Below are 16,457 nucleotides of genomic sequence, written 5' to 3' on the forward strand. Positions count from 1 at the left end.
AGGATCAGGGGGGAACGTCATGCCTGACACGACACCATGGGCACTGGCCATCGACTTCGGAACGTCGAACACGGCTGCAGCCACGCACGGCGTGGTCGGCATCCGGCCACTGAGCCTCGAGACCAACTCGACGACGATGCCGTCGGCGGTTCTGCTCGCCGGATCGGTGATCGTGGTCGGCCGTGCGGCCGAGAACCAGCGGCGGCTGCACCCGGAGCGCTACGAGGGGGCGCCGAAATCGCGCATCGGCGAGACCAGCATCCTGCTCGGGGAGCAACTGGTCGACCCGGTGCTGCTGGTCTCGCACGTGATCGCCTCGGTGCGCGACAAAGCCCTCGCCCAGTTCGGCCAGGTGATGCCGCATCGGCTGTGGCTGACGCATCCGGCGGCCTGGTCGAACGAGAAGCTCGATGCGCTGGTGCAGGCCGCCGTGCTCGCCGGCTTCGACCGCGCGGCCATCACGCTGGTGGCGGAGCCGATCGCCGCGGTGCACCATTTCGCGCAGGCGATGCATCTCGCGCCCGGTTCGCGGGTCGCGGTGTTCGACTTCGGTGGCGGAACATGCGACGTTGCCGTGCTGGAGCGCACGAGCGACAGCACGCCCGGTTCGGAGTACCGCATCCTCGGCGCCGACGGCGACGCCCACCTCGGGGGCAACGACTTCGACGACCGGCTCTACCAGTGGGTGCTCGCCGAGCTGTCGCAGCAGGGCGAACCCGAGCTGCTCGCCGCCCTCGAGGCGCCCGCCGGTCTCGGAGCGCGGCTCACGTTGCGAGACGCGGTGCGCGCCGCGAAAGAAGACGTCAGCGCCTATCCGTCGAGCACGATCGCGGTGGGTGCGGGTGGGCGCGAGGCGGCGGTCACCATCACCCGCGTCGAGTACGAGCAGCTCATCGCTCCCGATGTCGAACGCGCCGCGGTGCTGCTGCGACGCGTGCTCGATGCGACCGGCACGCCGCCGAACGCTCTGGAGGCCCTGTATCTCACCGGTGGATCGTCGCGCACGCCGGCGGTGCACCGCGCCGTCGAGGCCGTGATCGGGCGGTCGCCGGTGACGCTCGACGATCCGAAGCTGGTGGTGGCCGAGGGTGCGCTCTTCACGCCGGTGGCCGGCACCGTGCGGGCGACGGCCGGGGGCGCCACCGCGCCCGAGGGGAGCGCCGGTGGGGCGGTGACCGCCGCCGGATTGGGCGCCGCCGGGGTCGGGGCCGGGGCTGCTGCCGCCGCCGCGGGTGCCGTTGCGGGAGCCGCGACGACAGCCCCGCCGAGCGACGCGAGCCGACCGCAATCGGGCGCGATCCCGGTGTATCCGGGTTCCGACGCCGGCGGCGCCGGGGGAGCCATGGCCGGGGGAGCCGTGGCCGGGGGAGGGGGCGCCGTGGTGCCGCCCGGGTCGCTGCCGCCGCAATACCCGGGTGACGTCTGGTCGCCACCGCCACCACCGCCCCGCCGGCCGTGGTACCGCGGGCCGCTCCTCCTGCTGCCGATCCTCGGCGCGGTGGTGGTGCTGATCGTCGTCGTGTCGATCATCGTCACGGCCGTCAACCTCGCCGGCTCGGGCTCGACCGCCGGGGACTCTCCAGCGCCGAGCACCTCCGCCCCGCCCGAGTCCCCGGCTCCCGCGCCCGACCCCGAGGTCACCTGCTGGGACGGCTCCACCGCGCCCGCCGGCTCGTGCCCGGCGGTCACCGGTGCCGAGGGCCTGGAGTGGGCGTTCGACACCACCGACGCCGACTTCCCGCTCGCCTGCCAGACCGCTCCCGACCCGGCCGCCGAAGCCGTCACCGTCGAGCTCTGCAGCTGGAACGACATTGCCGCGACCGTCGAACTCAGCGAGTTCGCGACACCGGCCGACGCCGCAGCGTTCTGGGACGCCTTCGCGGCCGCGAACCTCACCGGTGTCACCGAATCCGATCTGCTGCTCACCGGAGACGACGTGCCGATCGGCACCCTGCGACAGGGCACCTACACGGCGAACGCGTCGGAGTACCAGATCGCGTGCTACACCAAGCTCGCGATGTGCGCGGCGATCTACGGTGCCACCGACGGAGCGACGTTCACGGCGGCCGACCAAAGACTCGGCTACGTCGACGACGCCTCGATCCAGCAGGCGATCGATGACGGGCGATGACCTCGGGCCGCGGCATCCGTCGGGCGACGATGCGGTGGCCCGGCTGCGGCGGCGCCTGAAGCAGTTGTGCGACGACGCCGATCGGCTGACCGCCAACGCCTCGAGGGCCACGACGTCGGGAGTCCGGATGTCGCTGACCGAACCGCTGCGGCTCGCCGTGGTGGGCCGGGTCAAGGCCGGCAAGTCGACGCTCATCAACGCGCTGATCGGCCGCCGGGTCGCTCCGACCGACGAGGCGGAGTGCACCCGTATCGTGACGCATTACCGCCACGGCAGCCCTGAGCGGGGTGAGCTGCACCTGCTCTCCGGCGAGGTCGTGCCGTTGCGGCTCGTGCACGGACGGCTCCCCGACGAGCTCGGGCGGCCCGTCGACGAGGTCTCGCACGCCGTCGTGCACCTGCCGGAGCGGGCGCTCGAGGGGTTCACCCTCATCGACACCCCGGGGCTGTCGACCACCACCGCCGAGAACGAGCGCGCCACCCGCCGCGCCATCCTGGGCGAGGGGGGTTCGGTGCACGCCGATGCCCTGATCTATGTCTTCAGCGACGTGCAGTTCGCCGACGACGTGAGGTTCCTCGCCGAGTTCGCGGCGGTGTCGGGCAAGGCGTCGAGCTCGACCGCGGCGTCGATCGGTGTCTTGAGCCACGCCGACACCTTCGGGAGCGGGGCGTGGGGACCCACCGACCCCGTGGCCGACGCCACGGAGTTCGCGGCCGGGCTGGCCCGCCAGCGAGCAGCGGAGCTCGGCGAGGTGCTGGCGGTGGCGGGCAACCTGGGCGAAGCCGGCGCCGCGGGGCTCGTGACCGAGCAGAACGCCCGCGATCTCGCCGCGTTCGCCTCGGCGACCGACGACGACCTGCGCTACCCGCTGCCGGCGGACGACGCCGGGATCACCGCGCTGCGCGAGCGCGTGGGCGACTACGGCCTGCGGTTCGGGCGCGAGCGCGCGCGCCAGGGCGCCGGCGCGTTGAGCCGCTGGCTGATCGACGTCTCCGGTGCCGACGCCCTCTTCCACGCGCTCGAGCATCGGTACGTGCGCCGCGAGGCCCAACTCAAAGCGCGCCAGGCGCTCGACGAGCTGCGTGACGCGCCGGTCGGAGCCGCCGAGCGGCTCGACCTGCTGCGGTTGATCGACGGAGCGCGGTCAGACGCCGAGCTGCATCTGCTGAACGAGCTCGAGGCCTGGGAGGCCCTCGTCGCGCGGCATCCGGGGCACCCCCTCGTGGGCGAGCTCGAGCGGATGATGGAGGCCCGCGACGACGCGGCGCTCGTGGGCGTGGCCCCGGGTTCCGCGCCGGCCGACGTGCGCGGCGCCGCGCTGGCCCTGGCGTCGCAGGCTCAACGCGAGGCCGCGCTGACGGGCGATTCGCTCATCGTGAGCGTGCAACGGGTGCGGTCGCGCTCGTTCACCCTCGTGCTCGAGCGGCTCGAGGCCGCGGGCACCTCGGTGCCGCGGATGACGTGATCGCGCCCGCCGCGCTCAGTAGTCGTCGCCGACCTCTTCGTAGTGGTAGCCGTCGGGCAGAAGCCACACGCCCCCGGTGACCTCCTGGGAGTTGTAGATGTCGTTCACGATGGCACCGTTGCCCGGATCGTTCCAGAGCCGCTCGTCGAGCAGCGGATCGGGGTTGGCGGCCGGGCCCACGACCGTGACGAAGGCGGGGTCGGGCACGCCGTTCTCGTCGACGTCGTCGATCTGCCGGTCGAACACGCCGTCGCCGTTGTCGTCGATCGACACCGAGTCGATCACGCCGTTGCCGTTGCGATCGCTCGAGAAGGTCTCGAAGGTGCCGTTGCCGTCGGTGTCGAGGTCGATCACGTCGACCGCGCCGTTCTGGTCGAGGTCGAGCGCGTAGACGTCGATCGCCCCGTTGCCGTCGGTGTCGAGCTGCACGGTGTCGGCCACCCCGTCGCCGTTCTGGTCGAAGAAGCCGGGGTCGGCGATGCCGTCACCGGTTGCATCGAAGCCGAGCCGTTCGTAATCGGTCATCGTTCTCTCCGTTCTCATCGAGCTGCGCGCTCATTCGCACAGTGATGAGATGCACCGACGCCGCGATATGTTCCCGCCGGCTCGGAGCCTGCGTCAGGAGCGGCCGTGCACCGGTCGCCCGGCCGCGTAGACCTCGTGCACGACCCACTGGTCGTCGAGCAGCACGGCGTCGGCGGCGAAGCCGGGCCGCAGGTAGCCGAACTCGTCGTCGCGGCGGATGGCGCGCGCGGGTGTCGCGGTGAGCGCCGCGACCGCGAGCACGGGGTCGACGCCCGACACCTCGACGGCCCAGCGCAGCGCGGCGTCTTGCGTGAGGGTGGAACCCGCGATGGTCGAGGTGCCCGAGAGCAGGGCGCGACCATCGCTGACGCTGACGTTGAGCGAGCCGAGGCGGTAGTGGCCGTCGCTGGAGCCGGCGGCGGCCATGGCATCGGTGATCATCACGATGCGGTGCGGGGCGATGAGGAACGCCATCTTCACGACATCCGGATGCACGTGGAACCCGTCGACGATGAGCTCGAGGGCGATGCGGGGGTCGTCGAACGCGGCGACCACCGGTCCGGGTTCGCGGTGCCGGATGCCGGGCATGGCGTTGAAGGCGTGCGTCAGCAGGGTGGCGCCGCGCGCGAACGCCTCTTTCGTCAGCGCGAGGTCGGCGTCGGTGTGCCCGATGGCCACCACGACCCCCGCGTCGACGAACGCGTCGATCGCGTCGAGCGAGCCGGGCAGCTCGGGCGCGATGGTGATCTGCACCAGGCGGCCGTGCGCGCGGGCGAGGATGGTGGCCACGTCCGCGGCCGTCGGCGAACGCAGGAAGTCGGGGTTGTGGGCTCCACGGTGGTTGCGGGCGAGATAGGGGCCCTCGAGGTGGGCGCCGAGGATGAGGGGGTCGGCCTCGGCGAGCGTCGCGATGGTCTCGAGGCTCACGAGCAGCGACGGCAGCGGGTTGGCCACCAGCGAGATCACCGAGCGGGTGGTGCCGTGGCCGCGGTGCATGGCGAGGGCGGCCTTGATCGCGTCGGGACCGTCGTCGAACGACCAGCCGCCGCCGCCGTGCGAATGCAGGTCGAGAAAGCCGGGGGTGAGCCATCGCCCGGCCGCGTCGACCACGGTCGTGCCGGCGACCACGCGGCTCCGCCAGGAGTCGCCCGTACCGACCTCGCCGATCACGTCGCCGTCGAAGAGCACCCAGAACCGCTCCACCACGCCGTCGCCGTCGACCTTGCGGGCGCCGTGCACGACGGTGGTCACCGGAACTCCTTGCGGCCGGCGATCACACCGCTGACGACCGCGAGCACGCCGAACACGAGCGCGATGATCGGCTGCTCGAGCATCAGCCAGGCGAGCGCGGCCGAGCCCATCACCACGATCTCGACGAGCGCCTTGCCGAAGGCGTCGATGTGGATGACGGCCCGGGGGGAGCGGAACACCGCCCAGACGACGATGGCGAACAACGGGGTCGCGATGCCGAACGCGATGTTCCACGGGAACGGCCACGCCACGAAGCCCCAGAACGCGAAGGTGAAGAAGGCGAACAACTCCAGCAGCAGTCGCAGCACGTCGTTGAAGCCGAGCCGGGTGTCGGGGGGTTCTTCTTGCACGGAGTCAATGGTAGGGCAGCCCCGTGCTCCGCTCAGAAGTCGGTCGAGTCGGGTTCCGGCGACGCCGTCGCGGTGCTGATGGGTGGGCGGGGCCGGCGCTCGTGGATGGCGGCGCCGGTGGCGAGGTTGATCTCGCGCGGGAGCCCGGCATCCGACTGCTTCACCGACGAGATCCAGATGGATTCCGGGTGCACGTCGACGCCGGCGCGCACGTCTTCGGCGGTGCGCAGTTTCGCCACCCGGTGGATGCGGTTGGCGAAACCGAGCTTGACGGTGACGTCGGTCGCCGTCAGCACGATCATGATCACCGTGGTGAGCACGCCGCTCGCCCCGAACAACGGGAGGAAATAGACGATCGGGTAGACCACCCAGCCCGTGAGCAGCACGAGAGTCGCCCGGGTCAGCAGCGCCTGGGCCTCGGGAGTCAGCACCGCCCGCGACTCGCGCACCGCCCGCAGCAGCACCGCCACCGCGACCGCGCCGAACGCCACTCCCGCCAGCGCCCAGAGCACGAACGGCAGCATGCCGGTGCCGTCGTCGATCACGATGGCGCCGAGAAACCCGCAGAAGATCATGGCGCCCGACGAGACCAGGGCGATCGCGCGGCTTCGACGCGAGACGGAACCGGCGATGCCGCAGACGGCGAGCAGCTCCATGGTGAGCAGGGGCACGCTCACCGTCCAGCCCATGTAACGCGCCGCGAACACGTCGATCGCACTGCCGTTCGGCATCCAGCCCGCGTCGACGGGGTCGTAGGCGGCGAAGAAGGTGGCCGTGAGCAGCAGGTAGGTCAGCAGGGCCACGGCGAGCATTCCTATGCGGGCCGTCACGGCGGTGCGGTAACGCGATCCGACCTCGTTGCGGGTCACCCAGCTGCGGATGAGCCCGGCGGTGAAGGCGAGCACGGCGACGACGAGCACGTAGACGACGAGCTGGTGCTCGCCGGCGGTGAGGCCCACGGTCCACGGCGGCTCAAGGTTGGCGATGAGCACTGCGCTCCTTCGTTCCGGGTTCCGCGGTGAAGAACAGGCCGCCGCCGCTGTTGGCCGACTTCATCAGCACGTCGATCCACTCGCGGTTGATCACGGGCGCGCGGCTGCCGAGAAAGCGGTAGAACAGTGTGCTGCTCGTGTCGAGCCAGATGGTGCTGCGCCCGCTGCCGACGTCGACCGAGTCGTTCCACGAGAAGACGAAGCTCTCGCGCCGGCGCAGTTTCGCCGTGATGACGATCTGCAGATGCGCCAGGGCGCGGTCATCGAAGCTGATCTCCATGCTCGGGCTGCCGTAAAGCAATGTGCCCATGGGGGCTCCTTGATTAAGGCCACCCTACTCGCGCTGGCCGGCGTCACCGACCAAACGGCAATGTTTCGAGTTTGTAAAGACTGCTCGCAAATCGCTCGAGCATCTTGTGCCCGGTATGTTCGTAAGCTTTACTAACAAACATGACTGCATCGGAAGTGCAGCGAAGCTCTTCCCGCACCGACCCGTCGGCTCCGCTGACGACCGGCCAGGGCTTCGCACACGGAAAAGCCCCCCAGACACGCGTGCTGCGGCCGAGTGCGAAGGTGCTTCCCGAACACGCCCGTGGTCACAACCGCTCCCTGGTGCTGCAGACCCTCTACCGCGACGGCCGCCGCAGCCGCGCCGACATCGCCCGGCAGACCGGCCTCACCCGGGTGACCGTCTCGGCCCTCGTCGCCGACCTCATCGCCGACGGGCTCGTGGTCGAGCTCGGTCAGCGCGAAGAGACCCGCCCGGGCAAACCCGCCACCCTGCTCGACCTCGACCGCGCCGCCTTCGTGATCGTCGGCCTCGACCTCTCGGAGCACGCCACCTTCTCGGGCGCCCTGCTCGACCTCGACGGCGCCATCAGCGCCCGCGCCGAGGTGCAGCTGGCCGGCAGCACCGGCGACGACGCGGTGCAGAAGGTGCTCGCTCTCGCCCAGCAGCTCGTCGAGCTGGCCACCGCGCCGATCCTCGGCATCGGTGTGGGGTCGCCCGGTGTCGTCGACCTCGGCGGCGTCGTGCTCTCGGCGCCGAACCTCGGCTGGAACGGGATGCCGCTGCAGAGCATCCTGGCCGACCGCTTCGGTCTTCCCGTGGTCGTGGCGAACGACGCGAACGCCGCCATCCTCGCTGAGCACAGCTTCGGCGGCGCCGAGAGCGACGCCATGCTGATCAAGATCGGCCACGGTGTCGGTGCCGGCCTGCTGCTCGGCGGCACGCCCCTGTTCGGCAGCCGGTTCGCGGCCGGCGAGATCGGCCACGTCGTCGTGGGCACCGACGGGGGAGCGGTCTGCGCCTGCGGAAAGCGGGGCTGTCTCGAGACGTGGCTCAGCATCCCGAACCTGATCGAACGACTGGAACGGCCCGAGAACGCCGGCGACGCCGACCGCGACGCCGTGCTGCGCGAGGCCGGGCAGCGCCTCGGCATCGCCCTCGCCCCGGTCGTGGGCGCTCTCGACCTCGGCGAGGTCATTCTGAGCGGGCCCACCGAACTCCTCGACGGACCGCTCGCGAAAGCGACCGTCGAGACACTGCGACAGCGCACGATGGCCGAATTCCACGGCTCTCTGACGCTTCGGATGACCACGCTCGGGCAGGACATCGTTCTGCGCGGCGCGGCCGTCATGGTCCTCTCCGGACAACTCGGGGTCTCGTAAGCGGCCCTCGCACCACCTGCACCTCACTCAGCCGGTGCCCAGCCGGCAACCATCGCCCTAGGAAAGGTAGAAAACAATGAGGAAGAAGACACTCGCTGTCACCGCCCTCGGAGTCACGGCGGCTCTCGCGCTCGCCGGGTGCGCCGGAGGCAGCTCGTCGGGGTCGGACCAAGGTTCGTCGGACAGCGCCGACATCCGCGTCTGGCTGAACGGCACCGACACTCCGGATGCCGCACGCGACTACCTGAAGACCACGTTCGAGTCGGAGCATCCGGGCTCCACCCTCACCATCGAAGAGCAGTTCTGGACCGGGCTCGTCGACAAGCTCACCACCAACCTCTCGGGGTCGGACAGCCCCGACGTGGTCGAGGTCGGCAACACCCAGGCGGCGGCGTTCACGTCGGCCGGTGCGTTCCTCGACCTCACCGACAAGTACGACGAGCTCGGCGGCGACGACCTGCTGCCCGGCTTCGTCGAGGCGGGCACGTACGACGGCAGCTTCTATGCGGCGCCCTACTACTCGGGAGCGCGTCTGGTGTTCTACAAGAAGGACCTGCTCGCGAACGCCGGCCTGACGGTGCCCACCACGCTCGACCAGTACATCTCCAACGGCGTCGCGCTCGCCCAAGCGAATCCCGGCGTCTCGGGCATCTACTTCCCCGGCCAGGACTGGTACAACGCCCTTCCCTACATCTGGGAGAACGGCGGCGAGATCGCCACGCAGGACGGCGACACCTGGACGTCGAGCTTCTCGAGCCCCGAGTCGATCGCCGGCCTGGAGCAGGTGCAGGAGGTCATGACCCAGGCCTCGGTGGCCCCGAAAGACGGCAACGAGACCGACCCGCAGGTTCCGTTCTGCGAGGGAACCGTCGCCAACCTCTCGGCGCCGAGCTGGGTGAAGGGCTCGATCCTCGCCCCCGCCGACTCGGATGCGCCCGGCTGCCCCGACCAGGAGGCCAACCTCGGCGTCTACGCGCTGCCCGGTAAAGACGGCGGCGCGGCCCACGTCTTCGCCGGCGGCTCGAACATCGCCGTCGCGGCCAAGTCGGCCCACCCCGACCTCGCCACCGACGCCCTCGAGATCATGCTGAGCGACGACTACCAGACGATCCTCGGCGAGAACGGCCTCGTGCCGGCCAAGGTGTCGCTCGCCTCGACCCTCGGCACCGATGACGTCGCCACCGCGATCGCCGAGGCGGCCGCGAACGCGAAGCTCACCCCGGCGTCGCCGAAGTGGGCGGATGTCGAGGCATCCGGAGCGCTGCAGGACTTCTTCGTGTCGATCGCCCAGGGCGGCGACGTGAAGAGCCTGGCGAAGGAGCTCGACGCCAAGATCGACGGCATCCTCAACTCCTAGAGCCGGAGCGCCGCCGAGAGAACAACCTGACGGTGGCCGTGCGCGAACACGGCCACCGTCAGCCCAGATGCCCATCGCCCTAGGAAGGTGGTGAGCACACCGCAATCGTAATGGGAGACCTCGCATGACCTCGTCTGTGATGCTCGTTCGGGAACACGAATCCGGCGGGGTTCAGGAGCTGCCGCTCTCGACCGGGCCGAAGAAGAAACGCGGCCCGTCCCGGGCCAAGGCCGGCCGGTTCACGCCCGGGGTGCTGCTGCTGCCCGCCCTCGTCATCCTCGCCGTGGTGATCGGGTGGCCCCTGATCCAGCTGTTCGTCATGTCGTTCCAGGAGTTCGGCCGGGCCCAGGTGTTCGGCGCCGATGCCCCGTTCGTCGGGTTCGACAACTACGCCCGTGTGCTCGGCGACCCGCAGTTCTGGGCGGTGCTCGTGCGCAGCATCCTGTTCTGCCTCGCCAACGTCGTCACGGCGATGGTGCTCGGCACCCTCGTGGCGCTCTTGATGAACAGGGTCAACAGGTTCTTCAAGGTGCTCGTGTCGGTGGGGCTGCTGCTCGCGTGGGCGATGCCTGCCCTGACCGCCACCATCGTGTGGGGGTGGATGTTCGACACGCAGTACGGCGTGGTGAATTACCTGCTCGAAGCGGTGTCGGGCCAGGACTTCACCAACCACTCGTGGCTGATCGACCCGTTCTCGTTCTTCGTGGTGGCGACCATCATCGTCACCTGGGGCGCGGTGCCGTTCGTGGCGTTCACCATCTTCGCCGGTCTCACGCAGGTGCCCGACGAGGTGCTCGAGGCCTCGCAGCTCGACGGCGCGGGAGCCTGGCAGCGTTTTCGCCTGATCGTCTTCCCCTACCTGCGCTCCATCTTCGTGGTGGTCATCATCCTGCAGGTCATCTGGGACCTCCGGGTGTTCACCCAGATCTTCGCGCTGCAGGGCATCGGCGGCATCAAGGAGCAGACCTCGACGCTCGGCGTCTACATCTATCAGACCTCGCTCGGCAAGGGCGACTACGGCACGGGCGGCGCGATCGCCGTGATCATGGTGCTGCTCATGGTGGCCATCTCGATCTTCTACGTGCGCCGAAGCCTGAAGGAGGAGGAGTCATGAAGCTCTCCCGCAAGCGCACCACCGGCATCCTGCTCGGCGCGGCATCCGTCGTCGTCTTCGCGTTCTCGGTGTTCCCCGTCTACTGGATGGTCAACACGTCGTTGCAGCCGAACAACGAGATCCGTGGCACGGTGCCGAACTTCGTGCCGAAGAGCCTCACCACCGCCAACTTCGAGACGGTGCTGTTCGAGCCGTCGCGGGCGCAATTCCTGCCCGCGCTCGGCAACTCGCTCATGGTCACCGTGTCGACCGTCGTCGTCGCGCTCGTGTTCGCGTTCCTCGCGTCGCTCGCCGTCACGCGCTACCGGTTCAAGAGCCGCAAGACCTTCATCTTCGCCATCCTCATCATCCAGATGATCCCGGCCGAGGCCATGATCGTGTCGACCTACCGGGTGCTCGACGGCTGGGGGCTCCTCAACACGATCGCGGGGCTCACGCTGGTGTACGTGGCCACCGTGCTGCCGTTCACCATCTGGACCCTCCGCGGCTTCGTGAACGGGGTGCCGGTCGAGCTCGAGGAGTCGGCCATGATCGACGGCTGCTCGCGCACCGGAGCGTTCTGGCGCATCACGTTCCCGTTGCTCGCCCCCGGGCTCGTGGCCACCGGTGTGTTCGGGTTCATCCAGGCCTGGAACGAGTTCTTGCTGGCTCTCGTGGTGAACTCGCGGCCCGAGATGATGACGCTGCCGGTGTGGCTGCGCACGTTCCAGCAGACCACCGGCACCACGAACTGGGCGGCCATCATGGCCGGCTCGACGCTCATGGCCATTCCCGTGATCGTGTTCTTCCTGTTGGTGCAGGGGCGCATGACCTCGGGGCTCGTGAGCGGGGCGGTGAAGGGATGAGCTGGTCGGTTCGGTCGCTGCCGGTGCGCCGCGACATCCTGAGCACCCTGCTGCCCGGGTTCGTGGGCACGACGCTGCCCGAGTGGGTCGAGCGGATGCTGCGCGAGGGGCTCGGCGGGGTGTGCCTGTTCGGTGAGAACGTCGTGTCGCCCGATCAGGTGCGCGCGCTGACCGCGGCGGTCTACCGGGCGAACCCCGACGCGCTGATCGCGATCGACGAAGAGGGCGGCGACGTGACCCGGCTCTTCTACGACCGGGGGTCACCGTTCCCCGGCAATGCCGTGCTCGGCAGGCTCGACGACCTGGCGGCGACCACCGCGGTGGCGTCGGCCGTCGGGGCGGAGCTGCGCGCCGTGGGCGTGAACGTCGACTTCGCTCCGGATGTCGACATCAACTCGAACCCGCGCAACCCGGTCATCGGCATCCGCAGCTTCGGCGACTCGCCCGACCTCGTCGCTCGGCACAGCGCCGCCTGGGTGATGGGGCTGCAGCGGCACGGGGTGGCGGCGAGCATCAAGCACTTTCCGGGTCACGGAGACACCGCGCAGGACTCGCACCTCGCCCTGCCGACGGTCGACGTGCCGCTCGAGACGCTCCGCGCCCGCGAGTTGCGGCCGTTCGCCGCGGCGGTGGCGGCAGGGGCGATGACCGTGATGACGAGCCACATCCTGCTGCTGCAGCTCGACCCCGAGCAGCCGGCGACGTTCTCGCCGCGGGTGCTGCAGGGGGTGCTGCGCGACGAGCTCGGGTTCGACGGGGTGATCGTGAGCGACGCGCTCGACATGGTGGGGGCGAGCGGGGTGATCGGCATTCCGGCGGCCGCCGTGCGGGCGCTCGCCGCGGGGTGCGACCTGCTGTGCATCGGCACGAAGAACACCGAGCAGCAGCTCGACGAGATCGTGGAGCGGGTCGAGGCGGCCGTCGCGGGCGGGGAGCTCGAGGCGTCGCGGATCGCCGACGCGAACGCGCGGCTGAGGGCGCTCGTGGCGGCGGTGGGAGCGTCGGCTGCGGGCGCGGGGGAGCACGGCGCGTTGCCCGACGCCGACCGGGTGGCGGAGGCGTTCGCGATCGACGTGGCGGCCGACGCCGATCTGGGCGGGGCCGGGTGGCACGTCGTGCGGGTCGACACGATCGCCAACATCGCGGTGGGGGTCGTGCCGTGGGGGCCGTTCCGGGCGCTGGTCGAGGCCGGGTCAGACCTGCCGGTGCACGAGGTCGACGAGAGGTCGTGGCGCGAGAGCATCGGGCATATTCCCGAAGCGGCATCCGTTCTCGTCATCGGAAAAGACAACCAGAGGCGGCCCGAGGTGGTCGCCTTGATCGACGCCCTCCGCGCCCGCCAGCCGCGGATGGTCACCGTCGACATGGGCTGGCCGGGAGACGATCCGGCCTACGCCCAGATCGCCACGTTCGGGGCATCCGCTCTCGTCGGCGAGGCCCTCGCCGGCCTGCTCGCGCGGAAGGGGGTGCGCTCGTGAAGCTCGGGCTCGACATCGGCGGCACCAAGACCGACGCGGTGGCGGTCGACGACGACGGGACCATCGTCGAGCGCGTGCGTCTGGCCACCGGGTTCGGGGCCGACGCCGTCATCGCCACGGCCATGGAGGGCATCGGCCGCATCGCCGAGGCCACGGGCTGCACGCCCGATCGGTTCGAGTCGATCGGGGTCGGCATCCCCGGTCAGGTCGACGCCGTCACGGGCAGCGTCTCGCACGCCGTGAACCTCGGCTTCGACGAACTCGACTTCGGCCATCGTCTCGAACAGCTGCTCGGGCGCGAGGTGAAGGTCGAGAACGACGTCAAGGCTGCCGCGCTCGGCGCGTATCGGCTGATGACGACGGGGCCGGGACTGCCGGCGAGCTCGATGGCCTACCTCAACGTCGGCACGGGACTCGCCGCCGGGCTCGTGATCGACGGGCGCCTGTGGCGGGGGGCGCGAGGAACCGCGGGCGAGATCGGGCACATCCCGGTCGACCCGGGCGGAGTGCTGTGCCCGTGCGGGCAGCGCGGCTGCCTCGAGACCGTGGCGTCGGGGTCGGCGATCGCGCGGCAGTGGCCCACCGACGACCCGATTCCGGTGCGCGCGCTGCTGGCGGCGGCGGATGCCGGCGACCCCGCGGCTCTGGCCGTGCGAACGCTGCTGGTCGACAACATCGCGGCCGCCGTGCGGGTTCTCGTGCTGACCGTCGACGTGGAGCTCGTGGTGATCGGCGGGGGACTCAGCAACCTCGGAGCCTGGCTCCTCGACGAGGTGCGACGGGTTCTGACATCCTGGGCTGAGGAGTCGCCCTTCCTCGCGTCGCTCGGTCTCGAGGGCAGGGTGCAGCTGGTTCCGGCCGGCTTCCCGGCCGCGGCCGTGGGCGCCGCGCTCGTCGGAGCGCCGACCGAGGCCGTGCGCTCGTCGTCGGGCGGCCGAGACGAAGGTGCCGAGCTGGACGGCGACGCCGGGCGCCGGTCAGAAGCCGGCCGAGAAGAGGAGAGAGTCGCCACGTGGCAGAAGTGATCGTCGTCAGCAGCCGTCAGGCCGCCGGAGCCCTGGTCGCCGAGGCCATCGAGCGCCTGGTCGCCACGAAGCCGGATGCCGTGCTCGGCCTCGCGACGGGCGACACGCCCCTGCCGGTCTACCGCGCGCTCGCCGAGCGGGTTCAGGCCGGGCTCGACCTGTCGGGGGTGCGCGGATTCGCGCTCGACGAATACGTGGGCATCGCCCTCGACCACCCGGAGAGCTACCACTCGGTGATCGACCGCGAGGTGGTGCGGCCGCTCGGCCTCACCCCGTCGGCGGTGCACGTGCCCGACGGCCGCCCGCTCGGCATCGAGACCGCGGGCGAGCGCTACGAGACCGCCATCGTGGCCGCGGGTGGCATCGACCTGCAGCTGCTCGGCATCGGAACCGACGGTCACATCGGCTTCAACGAGCCCGGTTCGTCGTTCGCGTCGCTCACCCGCGTCAAGACCCTCACCCGGCAGACCCGCGACGACAACGCCCGGTTCTTCGACTCGGTCGACGACGTGCCGGTGCACAGCATCACGCAGGGGCTCGGCACGATCCTGCGCGCCAAGCGCCTGGTGCTGCTCGCCTTCGGCGCCGGAAAGGCACACGCGGTGGCCGCCGCGGTCGAGGGCCCGCTCACGGCGAGCGTGCCGGCATCCGCGATTCAACTGCACCCGCGCGCGACCGTCGTGGTCGACGAGGAGGCCGCCAGCATGCTCACCGAGCTGGACTACTACCGCGAGGCGTTCGCCCAGAAGCCGGTATGGGATCCCGTAGTGCTGTAGTCGGACTGCACGCCGCCGCCTCTGCGGCGTGCCTTGCGGTGAGGTGAGTCGGGGTCGGGGTGTTTTGCGCTCCCTTCGCCGATCGCGACGAGCGTGGTCGCCGCGATCTGCTTTCCGTTGCACCCGACCCCAGCTCACGCCGAGAAGTCACTTTTCGTTGCGTTCGGCCCCGTTTTGCACCGAATGTTGACGTCTCGCGGGCCCAGGTGTCTCGCGGTGTCGGCGGGTTTGGCCCCGCGTGCCCCATCCCGCGCCGAGAAGTCACTGTTCGTTGCATTCGGCCCCGTTTTGCGCCGAATGTTGACGTCTCGCGGCCCCGGGTGTCGCGTAGTGCCGGCGGGTATGGCTCGCGGCGCCCGCACCACCGAGCTCGTTGGCGCGCCGCTGGTGGGTTCAGTCGATGGGGGCGGAGGGGCGGGGGGAGAGGCCGGCCAGGTCGTAGGCGGCGTCGATGGCGCGCATGTCGGTGAGGGCGGAGGCGGTGGTGGTCACGTAGGGGGCGCCGTTGCGCACCGAGTCGGCGAAGGCGCGCATCTGGTAGATGAAGCTGCTGGTGCGGCCAAGTTCCTCGACGCGGGTGCTGTCGCGCGTGAACACCATGATGCGGTCGTCGGTGTGCACGTAGCTGAGGTTCGGCTGGTGCACCGTGCCCTTCGACCCCACGACCGTGATCACGAAGTGCTGCGGCCCGATCAGGCTCATCTCGGCGGTGGCGGCTACGCCTCCGGGGAGTTCGTAGGTCAGCTCCGACCAGGCGTCGACCTCGGGATGCGTGCCGTCGAGGTGACCGGTCTTCGCCGTCGCGAGTTGCGGTGCCCCACCGAGGTCGGCGGCGAGCGTGTGGATCACGTCGATGCAGTAGACCCCCAGATCCATCAGCGACCCACCCGCCAGCGGATACGACCAGCGGATGTCGGAGATGTCGGGCACGGGCACCGACATGACCGCGCGGATGTGCTGCACGTCGCCGATCTCACCCGACTGCACGATCTGCTGCAGCCGCCGGAACACGGGGTGGTAGCGGTAGTGCAGCCCGTCGAACACCACGAGCTCGGGATGCTCCTGCGCGGCCAGGTGCACCTGCTCCGCCTCGGCCGCGTTGCTCGCGAACGGCTTCTCGCCGAGAACATGCTTGCCGGCGGCGATCGCGGCGAGGTTCCAGGGGGTGTGCAGCCCGTTCGGCAGGGGGTTGTAGACCGCTTCGACCTCGGGGTCGGCGACGAGCGCGGCGTAGTCGTCGACCACGCGCTCGATGCCGTTCTCACGCGCGTAGACCTCAGCCCGATCGCGGTCGCGAGCGGCCACCGCCACGACCCGGGCGCCGATGTCGCGCGCGGCCGGAAACAGCGTCATGTCGTTGATGCGCGCGGCTCCCAGCACCCCGATGCGCAATGGCTCGTCGTTGGTCATGTCACTCCCTTGTGAACTCGATCTGTGAACAGTCACTTTACAGATTCAGTGCCACTGCACAAGAGGA

15 protein-coding genes are annotated in these 16,457 nt (G+C 70.2%); 9 read left to right on the forward strand and 6 right to left on the reverse strand.

Annotation, left to right across the window (positions count from 1 at the left end):
- Positions 1-19 precede the first annotated feature (19 nt).
- Positions 20-2,131, forward strand: a complete 2,112-nt coding sequence (locus tag N1032_RS02710) for an Hsp70 family protein (RefSeq protein ID WP_259537276.1) — start codon at positions 20-22, stop codon at positions 2,129-2,131.
- The gene (locus tag N1032_RS02715) at positions 2,118-3,596 is read left to right on the forward strand and encodes a dynamin family protein (protein ID WP_259537277.1); all 1,479 of its coding nucleotides are present in this window, start codon (positions 2,118-2,120) and stop codon (positions 3,594-3,596) included. Before N1032_RS02710 ends, N1032_RS02715 begins: the two co-directional genes overlap by 14 nt.
- A gap of 15 nt (positions 3,597-3,611) precedes the next feature.
- On the opposite strand, the gene N1032_RS02720 is transcribed toward N1032_RS02715, so the two are convergent.
- The 5 genes from N1032_RS02720 to N1032_RS02740 form a co-directional block, all read right to left on the reverse strand.
- Positions 3,612-4,121, reverse strand: a complete 510-nt coding sequence (locus N1032_RS02720; protein WP_259537278.1) for a hypothetical protein — start codon at positions 4,119-4,121, stop codon at positions 3,612-3,614.
- A gap of 93 nt (positions 4,122-4,214) precedes the next feature.
- Positions 4,215-5,372 (reverse strand): N-acetylglucosamine-6-phosphate deacetylase, encoded by a 1,158-nt coding sequence (nagA, locus tag N1032_RS02725; RefSeq protein ID WP_259537279.1) that lies wholly within the window; start codon positions 5,370-5,372, stop codon positions 4,215-4,217.
- Entirely contained in the window at positions 5,369-5,722 is a 354-nt protein-coding gene (locus tag N1032_RS02730) for a YrdB family protein (protein ID WP_259537281.1), read from the reverse strand. The genes nagA and N1032_RS02730 overlap by 4 nt, the downstream gene beginning before the upstream one ends.
- A 32-nt stretch (positions 5,723-5,754) precedes the next feature.
- Positions 5,755-6,714 carry a bacteriorhodopsin-like gene (locus tag N1032_RS02735; RefSeq protein ID WP_259537282.1) on the reverse strand — a complete coding sequence of 320 codons (960 nt, stop codon included), beginning with the start codon at positions 6,712-6,714 and terminating at the stop codon, positions 5,755-5,757.
- A complete protein-coding gene (locus tag N1032_RS02740; RefSeq protein WP_259537283.1) occupies positions 6,695-7,024 on the reverse strand; it encodes a DUF7882 family protein in 330 nt (109 codons plus the stop codon). Before N1032_RS02740 ends, N1032_RS02735 begins: the two co-directional genes overlap by 20 nt.
- A 140-nt stretch (positions 7,025-7,164) precedes the next feature.
- On the opposite strand from N1032_RS02740, the gene N1032_RS02745 reads away from it, so the two are divergent.
- From N1032_RS02745 to N1032_RS02775, 7 genes are all read left to right on the forward strand, one after another.
- The gene (locus N1032_RS02745) at positions 7,165-8,385 is read left to right on the forward strand and encodes an ROK family transcriptional regulator (RefSeq protein ID WP_259537284.1); all 1,221 of its coding nucleotides are present in this window, start codon (positions 7,165-7,167) and stop codon (positions 8,383-8,385) included.
- Between the two features lie 76 nt (positions 8,386-8,461).
- Positions 8,462-9,742 (forward strand): extracellular solute-binding protein, encoded by a 1,281-nt coding sequence (locus N1032_RS02750; protein ID WP_259537285.1) that lies wholly within the window; start codon positions 8,462-8,464, stop codon positions 9,740-9,742.
- Positions 9,743-9,866: 124 nt separating this feature from the next.
- Positions 9,867-10,856 (forward strand): carbohydrate ABC transporter permease, encoded by a 990-nt coding sequence (locus tag N1032_RS02755; protein WP_259537286.1) that lies wholly within the window; start codon positions 9,867-9,869, stop codon positions 10,854-10,856.
- The gene (locus tag N1032_RS02760; RefSeq protein WP_259537287.1) at positions 10,853-11,701 is read left to right on the forward strand and encodes a carbohydrate ABC transporter permease; all 849 of its coding nucleotides are present in this window, start codon (positions 10,853-10,855) and stop codon (positions 11,699-11,701) included. Before N1032_RS02755 ends, N1032_RS02760 begins: the two co-directional genes overlap by 4 nt.
- Positions 11,698-13,179 (forward strand): beta-N-acetylhexosaminidase, encoded by a 1,482-nt coding sequence (nagZ, locus tag N1032_RS02765; protein ID WP_259537288.1) that lies wholly within the window; start codon positions 11,698-11,700, stop codon positions 13,177-13,179. The genes N1032_RS02760 and nagZ overlap by 4 nt, the downstream gene beginning before the upstream one ends.
- Positions 13,176-14,204 carry an ROK family protein gene (locus tag N1032_RS02770; protein ID WP_259537289.1) on the forward strand — a complete coding sequence of 343 codons (1,029 nt, stop codon included), beginning with the start codon at positions 13,176-13,178 and terminating at the stop codon, positions 14,202-14,204. The genes nagZ and N1032_RS02770 overlap by 4 nt, the downstream gene beginning before the upstream one ends.
- Positions 14,192-14,980, forward strand: a complete 789-nt coding sequence (locus N1032_RS02775; RefSeq protein ID WP_259537290.1) for a glucosamine-6-phosphate deaminase — start codon at positions 14,192-14,194, stop codon at positions 14,978-14,980. Before N1032_RS02770 ends, N1032_RS02775 begins: the two co-directional genes overlap by 13 nt.
- Before the next feature lie 393 nt (positions 14,981-15,373).
- On the opposite strand, the gene N1032_RS02780 is transcribed toward N1032_RS02775, so the two are convergent.
- Complete coding sequence (locus tag N1032_RS02780) at positions 15,374-16,390, reverse strand: Gfo/Idh/MocA family protein (RefSeq protein WP_259537291.1); 1,017 nt, start codon at positions 16,388-16,390, stop codon at positions 15,374-15,376.
- Between the last annotated feature and the right edge of the window lie 67 nt (positions 16,391-16,457).

It is taken from the genome of Herbiconiux daphne (genome assembly GCF_024979295.1).
In the GTDB taxonomy this organism is placed as follows: Bacteria; Actinomycetota; Actinomycetes; order Actinomycetales; family Microbacteriaceae; genus Herbiconiux; species Herbiconiux daphnes.